At 70.0% G+C, this 18350-nt stretch carries 18 protein-coding genes and 1 pseudogene; 12 read left to right on the forward strand and 7 right to left on the reverse strand.

The genetic code is table 11. From position 1 onward, the window contains the following. Nucleotides 1-21: 21 nt before the first annotated feature. A complete protein-coding gene (locus tag OG223_RS52045) occupies nucleotides 22-1137 on the reverse strand; it encodes a serine hydrolase domain-containing protein (RefSeq protein ID WP_329264850.1) in 1116 nt (371 codons plus the stop codon). A gap of 184 nt (nucleotides 1138-1321) precedes the next feature. On the opposite strand from OG223_RS52045, the gene OG223_RS52050 reads away from it, so the two are divergent. Then, nucleotides 1322-2203, forward strand: a complete 882-nt coding sequence (locus OG223_RS52050) for an AraC family transcriptional regulator (protein ID WP_329264852.1) — start codon at nucleotides 1322-1324, stop codon at nucleotides 2201-2203. 277 nt (nucleotides 2204-2480) lie between these two features. Further along, on the forward strand, nucleotides 2481-3716 hold the full coding sequence (locus OG223_RS52055; RefSeq protein WP_329264854.1) for an MFS transporter: 1236 nt from the start codon (nucleotides 2481-2483) through the stop codon (nucleotides 3714-3716). 27 nt (nucleotides 3717-3743) lie between these two features. On the opposite strand, the gene OG223_RS52060 is transcribed toward OG223_RS52055, so the two are convergent. Further along, nucleotides 3744-4706: a zinc-binding dehydrogenase gene (locus tag OG223_RS52060; RefSeq protein WP_329264856.1), complete on the reverse strand. Its 963-nt coding sequence runs from the start codon at nucleotides 4704-4706 to the stop codon at nucleotides 3744-3746. Between the two features lie 116 nt (nucleotides 4707-4822). Between OG223_RS52060 and OG223_RS52065 the strand changes: the two genes are divergently transcribed. Then, nucleotides 4823-5479 carry a TetR/AcrR family transcriptional regulator gene (locus OG223_RS52065; protein ID WP_329264858.1) on the forward strand — a complete coding sequence of 219 codons (657 nt, stop codon included), beginning with the start codon at nucleotides 4823-4825 and terminating at the stop codon, nucleotides 5477-5479. A gap of 3 nt (nucleotides 5480-5482) precedes the next feature. Here OG223_RS52065 and OG223_RS52070 read toward each other — a convergent pair whose 3' ends face one another. Further along, entirely contained in the window at nucleotides 5483-6616 is a 1134-nt protein-coding gene (locus tag OG223_RS52070; RefSeq protein ID WP_329264859.1) for a carboxylate-amine ligase, read from the reverse strand. Between the two features lie 547 nt (nucleotides 6617-7163). Then, entirely contained in the window at nucleotides 7164-8132 is a 969-nt protein-coding gene (locus tag OG223_RS52075; protein WP_329264861.1) for a LysR family transcriptional regulator, read from the reverse strand. A gap of 100 nt (nucleotides 8133-8232) precedes the next feature. On the opposite strand from OG223_RS52075, the gene OG223_RS52080 reads away from it, so the two are divergent. After that, nucleotides 8233-9255, forward strand: a complete 1023-nt coding sequence (locus OG223_RS52080) for an NADP-dependent oxidoreductase (protein WP_329264863.1) — start codon at nucleotides 8233-8235, stop codon at nucleotides 9253-9255. Between the two features lie 385 nt (nucleotides 9256-9640). Here OG223_RS52080 and OG223_RS52085 read toward each other — a convergent pair whose 3' ends face one another. Beyond that, entirely contained in the window at nucleotides 9641-10546 is a 906-nt protein-coding gene (locus tag OG223_RS52085) for an NADP-dependent oxidoreductase (RefSeq protein WP_329264864.1), read from the reverse strand. Between the two features lie 358 nt (nucleotides 10547-10904). Between OG223_RS52085 and OG223_RS52090 the strand changes: the two genes are divergently transcribed. Further along, nucleotides 10905-11261 (forward strand): MerR family transcriptional regulator, encoded by a 357-nt coding sequence (locus OG223_RS52090; protein WP_329264866.1) that lies wholly within the window; start codon nucleotides 10905-10907, stop codon nucleotides 11259-11261. A gap of 152 nt (nucleotides 11262-11413) precedes the next feature. Here OG223_RS52090 and OG223_RS52095 read toward each other — a convergent pair whose 3' ends face one another. Continuing rightward, the gene (locus OG223_RS52095) at nucleotides 11414-11893 is read right to left on the reverse strand and encodes a LysE family translocator (protein WP_329264868.1); all 480 of its coding nucleotides are present in this window, start codon (nucleotides 11891-11893) and stop codon (nucleotides 11414-11416) included. A gap of 29 nt (nucleotides 11894-11922) precedes the next feature. On the opposite strand from OG223_RS52095, the pseudogene OG223_RS54090 reads away from it, so the two are divergent. The 5 genes and pseudogenes from OG223_RS54090 to OG223_RS52115 all read left to right on the forward strand — a co-directional run. Beyond that, nucleotides 11923-12116: pseudogene (locus tag OG223_RS54090) on the forward strand (IS5/IS1182 family transposase); the annotation flags it as partial. A 345-nt stretch (nucleotides 12117-12461) separates the two neighbouring features. Beyond that, on the forward strand, nucleotides 12462-12809 hold the full coding sequence (locus OG223_RS52100) for a PadR family transcriptional regulator (RefSeq protein WP_329264870.1): 348 nt from the start codon (nucleotides 12462-12464) through the stop codon (nucleotides 12807-12809). Beyond that, nucleotides 12806-13651: an HD domain-containing protein gene (locus tag OG223_RS52105; protein ID WP_329264872.1), complete on the forward strand. Its 846-nt coding sequence runs from the start codon at nucleotides 12806-12808 to the stop codon at nucleotides 13649-13651. Before OG223_RS52100 ends, OG223_RS52105 begins: the two co-directional genes overlap by 4 nt. Next, the gene (locus OG223_RS52110; RefSeq protein WP_329264874.1) at nucleotides 13648-13920 is read left to right on the forward strand and encodes a hypothetical protein; all 273 of its coding nucleotides are present in this window, start codon (nucleotides 13648-13650) and stop codon (nucleotides 13918-13920) included. Before OG223_RS52105 ends, OG223_RS52110 begins: the two co-directional genes overlap by 4 nt. 316 nt (nucleotides 13921-14236) lie before the next feature. Further along, complete coding sequence (locus OG223_RS52115) at nucleotides 14237-15343, forward strand: hypothetical protein (protein ID WP_329264876.1); 1107 nt, start codon at nucleotides 14237-14239, stop codon at nucleotides 15341-15343. Between the two features lie 444 nt (nucleotides 15344-15787). On the opposite strand, the gene OG223_RS52120 is transcribed toward OG223_RS52115, so the two are convergent. Continuing rightward, nucleotides 15788-16243, reverse strand: coding sequence for a hypothetical protein (locus OG223_RS52120; protein ID WP_329264877.1), 456 nt, complete (start codon nucleotides 16241-16243; stop codon nucleotides 15788-15790). 294 nt (nucleotides 16244-16537) lie between these two features. Between OG223_RS52120 and OG223_RS52125 the strand changes: the two genes are divergently transcribed. Further along, the gene (locus OG223_RS52125; RefSeq protein ID WP_329264879.1) at nucleotides 16538-17575 is read left to right on the forward strand and encodes a choice-of-anchor Q domain-containing protein; all 1038 of its coding nucleotides are present in this window, start codon (nucleotides 16538-16540) and stop codon (nucleotides 17573-17575) included. A 268-nt stretch (nucleotides 17576-17843) separates the two neighbouring features. Next, nucleotides 17844-18299, forward strand: coding sequence for an SUKH-3 domain-containing protein (locus OG223_RS52130; RefSeq protein WP_329264881.1), 456 nt, complete (start codon nucleotides 17844-17846; stop codon nucleotides 18297-18299). Nucleotides 18300-18350: the final 51 nt, after the last annotated feature.

Genomic DNA, 18350 nt, shown 5'->3' on the forward strand with positions numbered 1-18350 from the left:
AGGTCCGCGTGCGGTCGGAGGTCACCGCAGTCCGCTGTAGGCGGCCATGATGATCTCCATGCCCCGGCTGTCCTCCTGCTGCTCCCGGTCGATCATCTGGTTCATCACGTAGGCCACCGTCATACGGGAATCAGGGTCGCTCGCGACCAGCGAGCCGCCCCATCCGCCCCAACCGAAGGTGTTGCCGAACTTGCCGAAGCCCACGGTCCAGGACATCGGCGTCCGCAGCACTCGGTCCTCGCCGCGGAACACCTCCTGCCACGCGGGCTCGCAGCCCTCGGGGGACAGCAGCCGCACCCCACCCGCGGAACCCCGGTTCGCCAGGACCGACTGGACGAGGGCGACGGACCGAGCGTTGCCGAAGCCGTTCACCGCGGGGATCTGCGCCCGCCGCCAGGCCACCGAGTTGGCATCCCTGACCCGGACCACGGGACCGGTGTACTCCCGACGTGTGCCGTCCGGTCCGGTCGGTGCGCCGGCGGCGTACTCGTCGGTCGTTGACGGCGGCGGGATGAGCGGTGCGACGCGGTGGTCGTCGTCGGGGGAGAGCCCGATGTGGAAGTCGGCGCCCAGTGGTTTGGCCACTTCCTCGGCGAAGAAGTCTCCGAGGCTACGACCGGTGATGCGGCGGACGAGCTCACCGATCAGGAACCCGAAGCTGAGAGCGTGGTACCCGGCGGCCGTTCCCGGTTCCCATTCGGGGGCCTGCGCGGCCAGCCCTGCCGTCACCGTCCGCCAGTCGTAGAAGTCCTCGACCGCCGTCGGCCCCGGGATGTCCGGCAGCCCCGCGGTATGGGACAGCACGTGGCGTACCAGCAGACCCTCCTTGCCCGCCGCGGCGAATTCGGGCCAGTAGGCGGCGACCGGTGCGGACAGATCGAGCCGGCCCTGGTCGGCCAGGAGGAGCGCGCACAAGGCGGTCATGTTCTTGGTCGTCGAGTTCACGCCCGTGAGGGTGTCGCGCTGCCAGGCGACAGTGCGGTCCGCGTCGGCGTACCCGCCCCAGATGTCGACCACCGGCTCGCCGTCGAGGTAGACGGCGACGGAGGCACCCACGTCGTCCTTGCCGAGCGAAGCCGCGAAGGCCGCACCGACTGCGGCGAACCGAGGCTCGCACAGCCCTTTAACATCAGTCATGTGCGCAAGCCTCGGGCAACGCCGAGGTCACCCGCCCGACAATTCCCGCACGGCTTCTGTCGGGCAGGGCGCGAAGGAATCACCTACACCTGGATACGGCCGGGCCTGCCGTATCGGCAGCGGGCTGCCGCAGCCGGGGTGCGCGCTCCCACGGGGGAGATCCAAGGAAGAGGGACGGAAACACGTGCTGGACCGGCTGAATCAGGCGCTGGACCACCTGGAGATCTGCCTCGACCGGGAGGTCGACGTGGCCGAGGCGGCCCGGATCGCCGGGGTGTCGGAGTACCACTTCCGGAGGCTGTTCTCCGTCCTCGCCGGGATGCCGCTCCCGGTCTACGTGCGGCGCCGGCGGATGACGCTCGCGGCCGCCGAGGTGCTGGCCGGGGAACGCACACTGCTCGATGTCGCGGTGCGGTACGGCTACGGCTCGGGCGAGGCGTTCGCCCGGGCGTTCCGCTCGGTGCACGGCATCGGGCCGGGCGAGGCCCGGCGCACGGGTGCGCTGCTCACGTCACAGCCGCGCATGTCCTTCCGCGTCGTCGTCGAAGGCAGTACGACGATGCGGTACCGGATCGTGGAGAAGCAGGCGTTCCGGATCGTCGGCAGGAAGGCCCGGGTGCCGCTGGTGCACACGGGGGTCAACGCGGCCGCCGCGGCACATGTGGAGAACCTGGACGAGCGGGCGATCGTACGGATGAAGGAACTGGCCGACCGGGAACCCGAGGGGATCGTGTCGGCAGCGGTGTATCTGACCGACAGCCGGGAGGAGGGGGCCGAGGCGGACTACTGGATCGGCGTGGCCACCGGCCCGGAGACGACCGTCGAGGAACTCGACGCCCTCGACGTGCCGGCCGGGACCTGGGCGGTCTTCGACAACGACGGGCCCTTTCCGAGCGCGCTCCAGGATCTGTGGCGGGACGTGTTCACACAGTGGTTCCCCTCGAACCCGTACACGAGCCGGCCAGGTCCGGAACTCCTGCGGACGCAACCGGTGGAGATCGGCGAGGAGACCCACTCCCAGCTTTGGATCCCTGTCGAGCGGAGCGGCGGGGACACCGCCGTGTGAACACCGGTCTGCCGACCGGCAGGGATGGTCCAGCTCGTCAGGGCCGCGCCCGGGCCGACTGTGACGCAGGCCATGATTCCCGCCGTCCGATCTTGGAATGCGTGGGTGCGTGCCGCGGCTGTAGCGCTCGTAGACTTTCCCTGCCCTCAGGGGCGCATCGGGCAACGGCGGTCGGCGCGACAGACTACAGAACAGGGCGAACGGGACGCAGCACGATCCTGCCCACGTCCCCCGCAACCGCACGCAAACCACCGCCCTTGAAAGGTACTTGCGCTCCATGCCACTGGCCCTGCTGGCCCTTGCCCTCGTCGCGTTCGGTATCGGTACGACCGAGTTCGCCACGATGGGACTGCTGCCCCAGATCGCCGACGGCGTCGGTGTGTCCGTGCCGCACGCCGGCAACCTCGTCTCCGCCTACGCACTCGGTGTCGTCGTCGGGGCGCCCGTCCTGACCGGCATCGGCGCGCGCATCGCCCACAAACGGCTCCTGCTCCTGCTGTCCGCCCTGTTCGTGATCGGCAACGTCGCCTCCGCCCTCGCTCCGAACTTCGGCCTGCTGTTCGCCGCACGCTTCCTGGCCGGCCTGCCCCACGGAGCACTGTTCGGCGTAGGCGCTGTCGTGGCCTCCCGGCTGGTCGCTCCCGAACGAGCCGGGCGGGCGGTGTCGAGGATGTTCCTCGGACTCACCGTCGCCAACATCGTCGGCGTCCCGGCCGGCACCGCCCTCGGGCAGCATCTCGGCTGGCGTTACGCCTACTGCGCCGTCGCCGTCATCGGCCTCCTCGCGCTGGCCGCGCTGGCCGCCTTCGTCCCCCACCAGCCCCGCGGCAACCAGGCCGGAATCCGGCACGAACTGCGGGCGATGGGCAACCGGCAGGTCGCCCTGGGCCTGGCCACCGCCGTCGTGGGATTCGGCGGCTTCTTCGCCGTCTACAGCTACCTGGTGCCGATCCTGACCCACCTGACCGGTCTCTCCGACTCCTCCACGACCTGGGTCCTCGCGCTCTACGGCATCGGAATGACGCTGGGCACACTGATCGCGGGCCCGCTCACCGACCGGGCCCTGCGCCCGACGCTGTACGGGGGCCTCTTCCTGCTCGGCGCGACGCTCGTGGCGTTCTACTTCACCGTCCACAGCACCGTCCCCGCCCTGGTGACCCTCGCCTTCATGGGCGCGATGGGTGCCCTGGTCACCACCCCCGTGCAGATGCTGCTCATGGCCAAGGCGAAGAACGCCCCGACGATGGCCGCGGCCTCCAACCACTCCGCCTTCAACCTGGCCAACGCCGGCGGCGCCTGGCTCGGCGGCCTGGCCATCTCCGCCGGCTGGGGCTGGGCCTCACCGGCCCTGGTCGGCGCGACGCTCGCCGCGGCCGGCCTCGGCCTCGCCCTCCTCGCAGGCCTCACGGACCGCGACACCGGCAGCTCGGCACTGATCACTTCCTCGTCGGCCCAGACCCCGTCAGAACCGTTGTCGACGACGTCTCAAGCGCGGACCAGTAGCGACGCGTAAAGGGCCTCGAACACCGTTCCCGCCGGTTCATGGCGTCAGCACGATCCTGCCGAACACCGTGCCCGCGTCCATCGCGTGGTGGGCCAGGGACGCGTGACGCAACGGCAGCACCTCGTGGACGACCGTGCGCAGGTGCCCCTGCGCGGCCTCGTCGAACTGGGACGATCGCACGGCCCGCCGGTCGGCGCCGGGCACGGTGTCGGAGCTGAAGGTGGCGAACGACAGCGACCTGCGGAAGGCGGCCATCAGCCGCATGCCGAAGTCCGCCGGTGGCTGTCCGCCGACCACGCCGACAGCCACGTACCGCCCGTTGTCGTTCAACCTGTCCAGAAAGACGGGGACTTGGGAACCGCCCACGACATCGATCACCACATCGAAGCCCGAGGGCACATCCGCGTCGGCCGCTCCGGAGCGGTCCAGGACATGGGTCGCGCCCAGGTCCCGTAGGCGCGCGCCACGTTGCGCGGACGAGGTGGTGACCGCCACCGCGCCCGCACCGTTCCTGGCCGCGAGCTGGACCGCAGTGATCCCGATGCTGCCTGCCGCCCCGCGCACGAGCACCGTCTCGCCGGGTGCGAAACGGGCGCGGTCCAGGGCGAAGTGGGCGACCACACCGGAGCCGCCGAGAGTCACCGCGTCCGCGCCGCTCAGACCGTCGGGCAGCGGAAGGACGTCGTCGACCGAGGTGACGGCCTGCTCGGCATACCCGCCGGCCGGACCGGTGAACGCCCACACTCGGCGCCCCGTCCAGGAGGCGTCCACGCCGTCTCCCACCGCGTTGACGCTGCCCGCCACCTCACTGCCCAGGAGATGGCCTTCCCGGAAGCCGTACGCGGAGAGCGTTCCCCTGCGGACGACGGCGTCCACCCCGCCGACCCCGATCGCCTCCGTGGTGATCCGCACCTGTCCCGCGCCGGGTACGGGCACGGGCAGGTCCACGACCTCCAGACCGTCGGGGTTTCCGAATGCCCTGACCACAACGGCTTTCATCTCTGCTCCTCAAGTTCGGTCGACGCACGGGTCGTAGCCGGTGCGGGACGGGGCCGGTGCCACCGACAGCGGGACCGTAACGGACGCCCCCGTCCGCTTGGCTAAAGTGAGAGACCATGACGGACCGTTTGCCTCACCCTGTGCGCTCCGACGCCCGCGACAACCGGGCCCGCATCCTGGACGCCGCCTGTGTGGTGTTCGCCGAGGAGGGCCTGAGCGCGCCCATGCGTGAAGTCGCCCGGCAGGCGGATGTCGGCCCCGCGACGTTGTACCGCCACTTCCCGACCAAGCGCGCACTGATCGTGGAGACCTTCGCCGAGCAGCGGCGAGACTGCCGTGCCGCCGTCCGCGACGCCCTCGCGGACCCGGATCCGTGGCACGGATTCCGTGGCCTGGTCGAGCGCATCTGTGAACTCCACGCGCACAGCCGGGGATTCGCGGACGCCTTCATGACGGCGTTCCCCGAGACCATGGACTTCGCCGCCGACCGGGAGCGGACCTTGCGCGCGGTTGCCGAACTGGCCCGCCGCGCCCAGGAGACCGGCCGGCTCCGCTCCGACTTCGTCGTCGACGACCTGGTCCTGATGCTTCTGGCCCACCAGGGGATCCAGCACACACCCCGTGCCGCCCGGCCGGCAGCCTCCCGCCGCTATGCCGCCTACGTGATGGAGGCGTTCCGCGCCACACCGGACGGGGGAGCACGCACGCCACTGCCACCGGCACCGCGCCTTCGGCTCGCCCGCACGCCCGAGGGTCGCGAGATCGCGCGGTGAGCGCTAACCCCCGCTGCTCACCGCGGCGGCGGCGGATGGCGCGGGTTGCGGTGCGATCAGCTCCAGAAGCGCCTCCGTGCCGCCTTCGGCAAGCGCGGCTCGTTGCCTTGCGGCTCCCGTCCCTTGATCAAGCAGCCGTTGCACGCCGGAGGTCACCCGGTCGACGTCCCCGAGTTCCTTGAGCGCGGGTGTGAGGCGGTCGAGCATGGCGCCCACGACTGCGGCGGCCGGGGACGACGTGGCGGTACGGGGGTCGACCAGATCTGCGCTCAGACCGCGGCGCGCCGCGTGCCATCCGGCGGCCTGCAGAATGTCGGCCGAGGGGTCCAGAGGGTGAATACCGCGACGGCCCTCGTGCAGCGCGGTCACCACCAGCGCGCGGGCGAGCCCGGCGATGGTGACGGCGCTGTCGACGTCCAACTGGACATCGGGCGCGCGTACCTCCAGCGTCGGGTAGTCGTCGGACAGCCGGGCGTGCCAGTACAACTGGCCCCGGTCGGCTACGACGCCGGTGGCCAGCAGAGCGGCCACCTGCTCTTCGTAGTGCGTGGCGCCGGTGAAGAACGGTGGCGAGCCGCTGATCGGCCAGCGGCCGAAAACCACGGTGCGCCAGCTCGCGAACCCGGTGTCCCGCCCTTCCCAGAACGGGGAGTTGGCGCCCAAGGCCACCAGCACCGGCAGCCAGGGTCTCAGCCTGCCGAGCGCGGCGGCACCGGCCTGACGGTCGGGCACGGCGACATGGACATGCATGCCGCAGATCAACTGCTCGTCGACCAGCCGTGCGGCCTCTGCCCGCATGTTCCGATAGCGCTGGTTCGCGGTGACAGGCACCGTCGACGCACCGGCCAGCGGCGCGCCGCCGGTCGCCGCGAGCCGGCAGTTCGCGTGGCGAGCGGCGCCACCCACCGCGCGCCGGAACCGGGTGAGATGCGCGGCGACCTCCTCAAGGCCGGAACACACCGGCGTGGCGACCTCCACCTGCGCCTGCAGCAGTTCGGTGTCGATGTCCTCCCGCCGCACCCCGGGCTCGCGCCCCGCCGCGGCACGGACCTCTCCGATGCGCGGCGTCGGCAGTCCCGTCTCCCGATCGAGCAGCAGGAACTCTTCTTCGACGCCGAGCGTCACACCTGTCGTCATAGTGATGGGGTGCCCCCGATCTGCCCCGTCACGACAGAATCGCGTTTCTGGCGGGCCGGTCGTCTTCTACGGCGGCGACTCGCCGCGCTGGACTGCGCCGCGGCTCGGGACGCCGGCGGGCCGTTTCCGGGCTGTCGGGTGCCGAGGGAGGCCGACGTGCCGGGTCGACGGTGCCGTCGGGCCGGTGAAGCGGGACGGCGAAGCGCGTCGAGGCCGCTTCGAAGGCGCGGTTCTCGGCGGCGAGGCGTTCGGTGAAGTGCGGCTGTGCAGTCGGTCCGAAACCGACCGCGGCATGCGAGCCGTCCAGCAGGGGGAAGACCGTGTCGCAGAAGTCCTCCGGATCGGCCCTGTGGGTGGGGCCGGGTCCGGCGAGTTGGGTGGCGACGGCCGGCGGGATCGGTGGCGGGATCAGTCCACGACCCGGTGCGGGGGCACCACCTTGCCCACGGCCACCGGCCTGACCGAACTCTTCCCCATGCTCTACGCCCAGCCCGTCAGCAGCATGGCGCGCCTGCGCCTGGGCCGCTTTGACCGGCTGGGCGTCCGGTTACCGCTGTCGACCGGCGGCGATCCCCTGGGGGCCACGCGCTCGACCCGGTGAGGCCTCGCTGCCGGGCAGGCTCACACCCGGGGGAACCGTGGCTCGAAGTTCCCTCACCAGGGCGCGTACGACGGCGGATCCGGCCAGTTCGGTGGTGGTGACATAGCCGACCTGGCGTGTCGGGCGGTCGGGGCCGAGATCGGCGATGCGGACCGAGGTCGGTGCTCCGGTCAGGGAGAGCGCGGGCATGATCGCCATTCCGTGGCCGCCGCTCACCAGGGAGAGCACCGCTCCGTCGTCCTCGGCCTCGACGGTGGCCTTGGGGATCCAGTCCTGCGTGGCCCACCAGTCGCGGGTGTACGAGCCACAGTTCTCGGCCCAGTCGACCAGCGGCAGCGAGCGCGGTGCGCTGTGACCGGGCGCATGCACCAGGGCATACGGCTCCTCGAAGAGGCCGCTCGCGACCAGTCCCGGTGGAAGCGGCGCGGAGCCGCCCAGCGTGGCGATGGCTATGTCGGCTTTTCCGTCGGCCACTTCGCCAGCCGTGCCGCGCCCCACCTCGCGCACGATCCGCACCCGCGGCTCGATCGCGGGATGGCGGGCGCGCAGTCGCTGGAGCACGGGTGGCAGCAGGTGGAGAGCCGCGCTGCGGAAGGCCACGATCCGTAGCGGCCCCTCCGCGGCCTCGGACCGGGCCGCACCGCGCGCCTCGGCGGTCAGGACGTCCAGCAGGCGCAGGATGCGGCGTGCGTGCGCGACGGCCTTCTCTCCGGCGGGCGTCGGGCGGGCACCCGTGCGGCCGCGTTGGAAGAGGACGGCACCGATCTTGCGCTCGATGCCGCGAACCGAGTGGGAGACCGCGGACTGCGTCAGGCCGAGTGCCTCGGCCGCGGCCGAGAAACCGCCGGTGTCCGTGACCGCGACCAGAACGCGCAGTTCGTGCGGGGCGAGATCGGAGTCGGTCGTGCGGGCCACGGGGTGCTCACCTCAACGTATGAGAACTGCTCATGGAACGGGGTGCCACATGAGCGCAACCGGCTGCCCACCAGGCGCATTCCCGCCCTACGGTCCGGTCATGAACGAGACCACGCTCACCGTGCACCAGACCTCCCGCCCTCACGGCTTCCCCGACGCCGGGCACTTCGCCTTTGTCGAGTCCGCGCTTCCCGAACCCGCGGTCGGCAGCGCGCTCGTGGAAAACCTCTACTGGTCCGTCGATCCCTATCACCGCGAGATGATGGACGATGTCCCCGGCAGCTTCGCGCTCGGCGCACCGTTGGAGGGGCGCGCCATCGGGCGGGTCATCGCCTCGCGCACGTCTCGGCTGGCCGAGGGCGACATCGTGTTCCACCGGCGGGGCTGGCGCACGCACGCAGTGGTCACCCCCGAGGAGATCCGGCATCTGCCCCGTTTCGACGGCGTGCCTCTGACCGCATACCTCAGCATCCTCGGCGGAACAGGTCTGACCGCGTATGTGGGCCTGACCAGGATCGCCCGCCTTCAAGAGGGCGAGGACCTGTTCGTGTCGGCCGCCGCGGGCGGGGTCGGCACCGCGACCGGGCGGTTCGCGCGGCTGCTCGGCGCCGGACGGCTCGTGGGCAGTGTCGGTTCGGCGGCGAAGGCCGACCATCTCACGCGGGAGGTCGGCTACGACGCCGTCTTCGACTACCACGAGGAGCCGGTCGCCGATCTGCTCCGCAAGGCCGCGCCGGACGGCATCGACGTGTTCGTCGACAACGTCGGCGGCCAACAACTGGCGGCGGCGGTAGGGGAGTTGCGTGAATTCGGGCGCATCGTCCGCATCGGCACGATCAGCCAGTACAACAACCCCGACGCGTCGCCGCCACGCTTCAACTACGCGGACATCGTGGAGAAGAGCATCCGCATGGAGGGCTTCTTGGTGAGCAACTACCGTGACGTACAAGATGAGTTGTACGAGTTCGCGGTACCGCATCTGCAGAGCGGCCGTCTCGCTCTGGACGAGACGGTCGTCGACGGGTTCGAGCACATCGTGGACGCGTTCCTGGGGATGTTGCGCGGCCGGAACACCGGCAAGATCATCGTGCGAGACCGTACGCAGGTCCCGTCCGTGAACTGACATCCGGGTCGGTCTGGCGAAGCGATGCCTGTTCGCACTCTTCCCACACAGGTCGGACCTCCGCGGCGGTCGCCTTGTGGCCTGGCCCTGCGCGGGGGACGTCACCGTTGATGGGGTGGGATGCGCTGTGCGGGGTGGAGAACCCGTATTTGAACCCCTCTTACGGGGCTGCTGAAGCTGGATGAGGTTAGTGCCCCGTGGGCGATGGCTCATGTGCCCCGTGCGGTGCCCGAGTTGGGGGCGGCCCGCTTGACGAGTCGCCATGGAGATCGGCCCGTTTCGGACCGCCCGCTCGCCGGTACCGATCGAGGGCACGCTCACCACGCAGGCCCGCACGTTGCGAGTCACCTACCTCGTGGGCCTGTTCAGATACGGATCGGCCTGTTCAGATGCAGATCACGATCTTTCCTCGGGTGCGTCCGCGCTCGGCGTGCGCGTGGGCGTCGGCGATCCGCTCCAGGGGGTAGGCCTGTTCGATACGGGGTGTGTAGCGGCCTTGCCCGCCCAGTTCCGCCGCCGCGGACAGGAGAGCGGAGTCGTTCTCCGCGTTGACCACATGCGTGCCCAGGCGCTGCCCGCCCGCGTGGTCGGCGACCGTCGCGACCCGCTTCGAGTCGCCCGCGATCGCGACGAGGTCGTCCAGGGAGCCGGAGGCCGCGGTGTCGAGCACGATGTCGACGCCGTGCGGAGCGAGGGTGGTGAGGCGCTGTGCCAGGCCGGGGCCGTAGGTGGTGGGAACGGCGCCGAGTGAGGTGAGGAACTCGTGGTTGCGTTCGCTGGCTGTCCCGATCACAGTGGCACCTTGCGCTACGGCGATCTCGACCGCCGCGCTGCCCACGCCTCCGGCGGCGCCCTCGACGAGGAGGGTGCGCCCCGTGAGGGGGTCGAGCGCGTCGAGCCCACGCATCGCGGTCACGGACGAGAGACCGGCGCCCGCGGCCTGCTCGTCGTTCCACGTGGCGGGGGTGTGCGCCCAGGCCGAGAGGATGAACAGCTCCGCGGACGCGCCGGTGACGCCGCCCAGCCCGAAGACGCGGTCGCCGATGCTCAGCCCCTGCACCCCGTCGCCGATCTCGTCGACCACACCGGCGGCGTCGCGCCCGGGAATGGCGGGCAGCTCCAGGGGAATCATCCGGTGCAGGGCGCCGGCGCGCAGCTTCCAGTCGATGGGATTGACGCTGGCCGCCGCGACGCGAACACGAATCTCACCGGGTCCGGGGTGGGGGTCGGGGGCCTGCTCGATCACCAGGCTCTTCACTCCACCGTATTCGTGGAACCGGGCTGCACGCATAATGGTCTGCCTTACTTTGACGGGCCGGAATGACGTGTTCATCCGACGCTCGGCACTCTAGAACCTGACGTTGACGTGAGGTGCAAGCCGCGACTGCCGCCCGGCCGGAGGAGTGCAGGCGCAGATGGGTGAGGTTGCCGAGAGGACGGGGGCGAGTGCGGGGGCCTGCGCCACTACAGGGATCACGCCGCCCGTCACGGTCGACACCCATGTGCCCTCGGGTCCGCCACCAGTTCATGATCAATCTCGGCGTCGGCAACGGTTCGATCGGCCCCCAGGGCTGCCCCCGGAGCCGGTATTGCTAGCCTGAAATCTGACGTCAATGTGAGGTGTGAGCGGGAAGGGAGTGGCCTGCGTCATGCGCATCGGGCAGCTCGCGAGGCGGTCAGGGGTCAGCGTGCGGGCCCTGCGCTACTACGAGGAACAGCGGCTCCTGGAATCGGCGCGGACGCCCGGTGGGCAGCGTGACTATCCCGACGAAGCCCTGGAGCGGGTCCAGCTCATCCAGGACCTCTTCGCGGCCGGCCTCTCCAGCCGTACCGTCGTCGAACTCCTGCCGTGCGTGAGCACCGGCGTCGCGACCCCCGCCATGCTCGACCAGCTCATCATCGAACGCGACCGCATCGCCGCACGCATCCAGGACCTGACCCGGGCCAAGACCAAACTCGGCAGCGTGATCGAGAATGTGACCGCGGCGAACGTGGCGCAGGACTGATCAACCCGTCGCGAGGGGTGGGGCCCCGACCTGTCCGGCATCTTCCGGGCGACGTCGCGCGTGAACAGGTCTCCCCACCCGGTCGGGTCCATGAGCGCCACCGTCACCCTTCCCCTGCGCCCGTCATGGACGATCAACGTCTCCTCGGACCGTCAGTTGCTGAGTGCCAGCCTGATGCCGAAGACGCCGATGACGGTGCCGGTGATCCGGTCGAGCAGTCGGCGAGCCCGGGGCTTGCGGAGCCACCCCTTCAGGACACGAGCAAAACCGATGAGGACGGCAGACCAGGGCAGACCGATCACGATGTGCACCGTGGTGAGCAGGAGTCCCATGGTGAAGTGGCCGGCGCCTGGGGGGATGAACTGGGGCAGGACAGCGACGTAGAAGGCGCCCATCTTCGGGTTCAGGAGGTTGGTGAGCGTCCCCTGCCGCCAGCCGCCGGTGACCGAGTCTGCTCCGGCGGTCAGAGGCGAATCGTCCGCGTCTGCCGTGGGCAGACCCCGGAAGGTGTCCCGGAGCATGCGGAACCCCATCCAGATCAGGTAAGCGGCGCCGATCCAGCGCAACTCGGTGTGAGCGAGATGCGAGGCCGTGAGGAGCGCGGTCACTCCGAGGGAGGTGAACGCACCCACCACTGGCCCCAAAACTGACCTGCAAAGCCAACCAAGTGATCACTGACGGGCACGGCACTCCGCTCGCGGGCTTGGTCCCCGTGGGCAACCGTACTGACATCACGCAGTCGTTGCCCCTGCCCGACACGATCCCGCCGGTCCGCGGCCGGGTCGGGCGTCCCACCGCGGACCCGGCTCACGTTTCGCCGAACATCGCTACGACCACGACGTCTACCGTGAACAGGTTCGAGCATCCGCCGGGAACGGCGAGCCGACGTCCACGAAGCGTTCGTCAAACCCACCTGCCTGCTCATCGCCCACCGCCAACTCATGTCGTGGTGTTGGCCGTTGTAAGCCCGGGGACTGGGAATCGGCTTTCAGCCGAACAGGACGCGACCGACGATCATCCAGTTAACGGGGCGCGGCGGCATGGTTGTTGGCGCGAATGGAAGGTGGAGGGTGGAAGGCGTGGACGGGATGGGTGTGCGGCAGCGTCCGCGGCCCGGACGTGCGCGTTGCGGTATCCGGCGATCTCGCGCAGCGTCATCTGCTCTAGACAGTCTGTATATGGGCTATGTAGAGTACGAGTATGGGTATGCCGCGTATGACCCTGCAGACTCAACTGGTGCTGCGGGCTTTGCTGGAGGATCCCGCCAGGCAGCGATACGGACTTGAGCTGTGCGAGCTGGCGGGACTGCCGTCGGGCACGATCTATCCGATTCTGGCCCGGCTGGAGCAGGTCGGCTGGGTGGAGGGCAACTGGGAGGATCCCGCTGTGCATGAGCGGGAGGGCCGCCCACGCCGCCGTTTCTACCTGCTGACACGCCAGGGGGCGGAGCAGGGCCGCGACGCGCTGGCGCGCGTCTACCGCTCCGGGAAGCAGCCGCTGTCCGGTTGGACGATGGCTCGCCCAGCAACCGGTGAGGGCGCGTCATGAAGGGCCGGCGGGCGTCAACGGCACCCGAGTCCGCAACCCTGCTGACGGCCGGTGGCCACGAGACTCTCCCGTCGCTGGTCGCCAAGGTGCGCTTGCGTCATCCCGGGACCGACACGGTGCTCGTCGAGCGCGCCTACGCCACGGCCGCCGTGTGGCATCACGGCCAGAGGAGGCGCAGCGGCGACCCGTATGTGACGCATTGCCTTGCCGTCGCTGCGATCGTCGCCGACCTGGGGGCGCCGCTTCCCGTGGTGTGCGCGGCCCTGCTCCATGACGTCGAGGACGCAGGTTGCCCGCCCGAGCAGATTGCCGACCAATTCGGCGATGAGGTCGCCGAATTGGTGACAGGCGTCCCCGATGCAGTAATCCCTCTGATCGCACCGGCGACCGTTTGTCCTCAACCGGGCCAGGTGGGAACCGTGCTGTCGCGGGAGGCGGCGGTCGTGGTCATCAGGCTGGCCGACCGCTTGCACAACATGCGCACCATCGCGTTCTTACAGCCGGCCAGGCAGTACCTCAAGGCGCGTGAGACCGCAGAGGTCTTCGCGCCCCTGGCGCACACGATGGGGCTGGACACGCTGGGGGCCGAACTGCACGGCCTCGCCATCACCGTCCTGCAGCCCCCACTGTCGTCATCCGCTGTCGCCCAGCGTGTCCTGGCCGTTCTCGCGCTGCTCCTGCCTCAGGCCGAGCGCGGCCGTTGGAAAGAGGAGTGGAGTGCCGAACTGGCCGTTCACCCCACCCGCCGAACCCGTGCCTGCTTCACGGTGCGAGTCCTGCTCGGCGCGCCGCGTCTGTCCCTGACGCTTCGCCGACCGATGCGCCGAGGCCCGGGACGATGAGCGCGGCAGCCCGGGCCGGGGGAGTCCTGGGCACAGTGGCGGCCTTCGTCGTGGCCCTGGCCCGAGGAGGACTGACCGCATGGGCCGCCGCAGCACTGACCGCGGGCGTCCTGCTGCTCGTGATGGCCGTTCTCTTCGTACCCAGCGAAACACCGGCCCGCCGCCTGTGCCGACTGATCCAGGCCTGGCAAGGCACCTCTCGCGGTGACCCCCCACCTGTGCCGGGCCCGCCCCCGGTCGTCACCTCCCGGGCCACGGACGACGGCTGAGCCGACACGAGTCCGGCTCACCTCATCGTCACCGACGAGGCTGACCCCAACCGCAAGCTCCCGCCGCACCAACGTGTGCCCTGGTCGGTCCGATGCACCTGCGGGCGGCACGACACCCTCGCCCGATTCACGGTCGGCATCGGCATTGCCCCCCAGTGAGTCGCTTGCCGCAGTCAGAGGCGCCCGGCCGGCAGTTGCCCGTACCGCGTTGGTACTCCGTGCCGCCGGCAGGCGCCGTTCCCGCAACGCTGAGAAAACATGTTGGCCGGCCGTCGGCGAGCTGCGAAGATGCGCCTGTTTCCCAGACGGAGGACATTTGTTCGTTTTCGTGTGTGCGGGATGCGGCGCCGAGTTGACCACCCCGCTGTCCCAGGTCTCACTGCCGGCCCACGCCCGTCAGAAGTACGGGAACGGCGCCCAGCTTCCGGTGCTCATGCAGTCAGGGACGTTTGCCGTGGACCCGGACCCCTGGGGAGGGCCGTGGCGGATGTGGGACGAGATCGATCCGGACGAGGCGGAGGCACGCGGCATCTATGCGCCGGTCCACGCCCTGTCCGACAGCACGACCGGGGCGAGTCTCATCGCGCCCGGTGACATCCGTGGAACCCGGCTTCTTCCTGAGAAGCGCGGCGGTGCCTGTTGTGGCCTAGACGGAGCCGACGGGCCCAACATGGCCTGCCAGGCATGCGACCTCCCCGTGGCGACCAGAGTCGACGACTGCTCCCTCTGGCAGGCAGTACGGCTCGGCTCGGACGCCGTGCACCGCGTCCCCGTTGACGGTGTCCACGCTGAGCCCCTTTCCTGGGCGGAGTTGGCGCAGAAGGGGGAGGGAACGCCCCCGTTCGAGCCGATCGGCACATGGGGAGGGCGGCTGGGGTCGAACCACTACTGGTCGTGGAGCCCGCAGTGGGAGGCGGCAGCCGGCCAGGCGCTTGCCCATCTGTTGGTCGCCTCCCAAGGGCAGCCGGTGAAGGTCCCGGACGGTCTGACCGCAGACGTCTTCCAACGTGCGCTCGACGCCCTGCTGCCCGCAGGCCCCCCGAAGCGGCGCGCCGCCCTGGCCGGACCGGGACAGCCCTCCCCGGACGCGACCGCCGACATCCTCCTCGTACCGGTCCATCCCCAGACGGGTCGGACCTGGGCCCCCGCCGGCCCCACTGCGCCGGCACACCTGGTACCCCTGCCGCTGGGAGTGTGGCTGTGGCTGGTCTCTCCCCAGCCCTACCTGCCGGTTCCCGCCTCGGGCCGCATACCCCAAGACGTCCTCCGCGACGACCCTCTCCCGCCGCGCCCCAACTACCTGTTCCGGGCCGACCGGGGAACGTTCCAGCACACCTTGGTCCGGCTACCAGCCGTGCGCAGCCCGTGGCTGCGCACGATCCTCGAGAACCTCACACAGGGCACCCCGGCCGACCTGTTCTAGCCGTCTGGCCAGCCATCGAACAGCGCCAGGCTCCCGTAACTCCTCCGCCTGGTCGGCCAGTTCACCGGCTCCCAGCCTTGGCGGGGTGCTTCACACGCGGTGGCGCCGGGAGGACGCCGCCCGGCCCGAGAGCCGACTCGACTCCGTGCCGGACGTTGCGCATCCAGGGGCCCGCACTCCGGGCGCACCGTCAACCGGTGGGGGATTCCCGCGGTCTGGTCCGTTGAACGGAACAGCACGGGACGGGCTCCCGGGGGCGCTTCGCACTTTCTGTCTTCGGACGATCCGTCAGCGTCAGAGCGTCAGGGGGAACACCCATGCGTCCAAGAGCCCTACCAGTCCTGCTCACGGAGCAGGTTCAGCTCAGCACCCAGTCCGCCTCACAGCCTTGGGCGCGGGCGGCCCGACCGAGAGCCTGGGAAGGCACTGCCTCCCGCACCGGCTTCACATCGTGGGTCCGGAGGCTGCCGTCAGACGACGAGGACCGGAGACGAGAGGACGATCAATCGCTCGCGCGGGCATGGCCGGCGTGTTCATCCTCGCGACGCTGGGGCTGGCCGCGGTCGACGCGCGGGCGGCGACCGCCACGGTCGGAACCGGCACACCGGCAAGCTGCACCGAAGCGGCGCTGACCGCAGCGCTCGCGGCAGGTGGCACGGTGACGTTCAACTGCGGTGGAGCAGCGACCATCCCGATCACGAGCTTCAAGACCATCACGCAGGACACCAGCATCGAAGGTGGCGGGAACATCACCCTGGACGGCGGCGGGACGTCACGCATCTTCGTCGTCAACGGATCCCCGACGCTCTCCCTGAGCAACATCACCCTGACAGGGGCCTCCGCAGGAACGGCAGGGAGCGGCGCGGCGATCTTCGGCACCAGCGGCACGTACAACCTCACGAACGTCACCGTTCAGAACAGCAAGACCGATCCCCGTTTCTGCGGGGGCGCGATCGCCACCGGTCCGACCGGCAGGATCACCGCGACCAACAGCACCTTCCTGGCGAACACCAGCGGCTGGGCGGTGCGATCTGTACCACCGGATCCGTCGTCAGCAACAACTGCGTCTACCCGCTCAACCGCGCGACCGCCGCGGACGGGACAGACGGCGCCATCATCCTCGAGAACGGCGCCACTCTGGATCTCAACGGCGGAACCCTCACCGGCAACGCGGCGTTCCAGGCCGGCGCCGTCATGGTCTGGGGCAACTCCACGGCCAGGGTGCGCTCCATCACCGGCACACCGGTCAACTTCTCCGGGAACCAGGCCAGTGACTCCGGCGGCGCGATCGTCAACGCGCCGAACAACCTCACCGGCTCGCTGAGCATCGACAACACCGTGTTCTACGGCAACCTCGTCCCGCCCAACACGGTCCTGGCCGGCTACGGCGGTGCGGTGGCCGCGCAGGGTGTCTCGACGACGATGACCAACGTGACGTTCCAGCAGAACCAGGGCCGTTTCGGCGGGGCCGTCTTCATCGGCAACGGCCAAGGCGCGGTGACCGCGTCCATCGGCCATGCTGTCTTCGACCACAACTCCAGCGGCTCGTGGGGAGGCGGCCTCTATGCGAACACCGCGACAACGGTCGTCTCCGTCACCGACACCGCCTTCACGAACAACCAGGCCGTCGCGGCCGGGGGCGGCCTCGCCCGCTTCGCCGCCCGCCTCACGGTGACGGACTCCTCGCTGACCAACAACACCGCGGGCCAAGCCGGCGGCGGCGTTTACAACGACCCCGGCCCGACCGCTGCGGACGGCGGCTACACCGAGATCCACGACACCACCATCGCGGCGAATACGGCCTCCTCCGGCGGCGGCATCTACAACAACGCCGAGGCGAATCTGCAGAACGTCACACTGCTGAACAACACCGGTGGGCTCTACCAGGCCCGCAGCGCGACCATCACCCGCGCCGCGGACACCGTCTGGCAGAACCCCGACTCGCCCAACTGCGCCGGTGTCACGACCGTCTCCTCCGCGGGCGGGAACTTCGCCACCGACACCACCTGCGGACTGACCGTCATGAGTACCGACCGCCAGGGAACCGGTCTCAACGCCCAGCTCGGCCCGTTGACCAACGACGGACCGAACACCACCTGGTACGCCCTGCCGCAGAGCGGCAGTCCGCTCATCAACACCGCCGTGCCCAAGTGCGCGACGACGGACCAGCGACACGCCGCCCGCCCCGACGCGTGCGACATCGGCGCCGTGGAATTCGGCGGCATTCGCTAGCGCCGACAGCCGCCGTCCGCTGAACCGTGCTCACGTCGGGGACCGTCCGGGTCGGCCGGTCCCCGACCTGCTCTGATCTGTCGGCGCAGCCGCGTCACGGCCGGAGTGCCTCTTACTGCGTGCCGCGGCGTGGTCTTCCTCTTCCGTGACCAGTAGCCCTGCCCGCTGGCGGGGATGTGCGGCAAACTCAGGGCACCATGCGCGGTCGAGGGGAAGGGGAGGGCGCATAGAACACATCAGTGAGTCGGTGATGGGTTGTGGTCCGTCGGTGCTGGAGGCGCTTGGGCTTGCTGGGTGGACAGCAGGTCGCAAGATCGCCACTGCGGGTTGGAGACAGCATCTGACACACGCGGGATTCGAGCTCAACGACGTGGCGCTCGGGGTCTGGGTTGAGTTCGGTGGGCTGACGATCAAGAGCTCCTCGGTCCGCGTCCCCGGCTCGTCACTGCACATTGAGCCCGTTGACGCCTGCATCGACAGTGCCGAGGAAGCATCCACGCTGAGGCGTCGGTACGCAGAGAACTACAGCCCTCTGGGCATGTGGTCGGTCCAGTTCAGGTCGTATATCGCGGCGAGCGGGCGCGTCGTCGCTGTGGGGCCGAACTGGCTGTGGCCCCTGGGCTCAACCTTCGTGGAGGCGTTGGCCTACGTGGTGGATGGCGATGGCGGCGTCGATCGTGCAGAACAAGCGGACTGGCTCGCCAACTGCCTCCCCGGCAGGTGAGACGATCTTGCGGTGGCTGGTGTGTTCACGGCGTCGGAGCCGTCTTGGACA

Origin of the sequence: Streptomyces sp. NBC_01478, from assembly GCF_036227225.1 — a bacterium.
Taxonomy (GTDB): domain Bacteria; phylum Actinomycetota; class Actinomycetes; order Streptomycetales; family Streptomycetaceae; genus Streptomyces.

Excerpts from the sequence above, each read along its gene's own strand:
- OG223_RS52090 (WP_329264866.1), top strand. The coding sequence starts at position 10,905 with ATGCGCATCGGGCAGCTCGCGAGGCGGTCAGGGGTCAGCGTGCGGGCC.
- OG223_RS52105 (WP_329264872.1), top strand. The coding sequence starts at position 12,806 with ATGAAGGGCCGGCGGGCGTCAACGGCACCCGAGTCCGCAACCCTGCTG.
- OG223_RS52085 (WP_329264864.1), bottom strand. The coding sequence starts at position 10,546 with ATGCGTGCAGCCCGGTTCCACGAATACGGTGGAGTGAAGAGCCTGGTG.
- OG223_RS52055 (WP_329264854.1), top strand. The coding sequence starts at position 2,481 with ATGCCACTGGCCCTGCTGGCCCTTGCCCTCGTCGCGTTCGGTATCGGT.
- OG223_RS52045 (WP_329264850.1), bottom strand. The coding sequence starts at position 1,137 with ATGACTGATGTTAAAGGGCTGTGCGAGCCTCGGTTCGCCGCAGTCGGT.
- OG223_RS52065 (WP_329264858.1), top strand. The coding sequence starts at position 4,823 with ATGACGGACCGTTTGCCTCACCCTGTGCGCTCCGACGCCCGCGACAAC.
- OG223_RS52125 (WP_329264879.1), top strand. The coding sequence starts at position 16,538 with ATGGTCTGGGGCAACTCCACGGCCAGGGTGCGCTCCATCACCGGCACA.
- OG223_RS52100 (WP_329264870.1), top strand. The coding sequence starts at position 12,462 with ATGGGTATGCCGCGTATGACCCTGCAGACTCAACTGGTGCTGCGGGCT.
- OG223_RS52110 (WP_329264874.1), top strand. The coding sequence starts at position 13,648 with ATGAGCGCGGCAGCCCGGGCCGGGGGAGTCCTGGGCACAGTGGCGGCC.
- OG223_RS52070 (WP_329264859.1), bottom strand. The coding sequence starts at position 6,616 with ATGACGACAGGTGTGACGCTCGGCGTCGAAGAAGAGTTCCTGCTGCTC.
- OG223_RS52080 (WP_329264863.1), top strand. The coding sequence starts at position 8,233 with ATGAACGAGACCACGCTCACCGTGCACCAGACCTCCCGCCCTCACGGC.
- OG223_RS52060 (WP_329264856.1), bottom strand. The coding sequence starts at position 4,706 with ATGAAAGCCGTTGTGGTCAGGGCATTCGGAAACCCCGACGGTCTGGAG.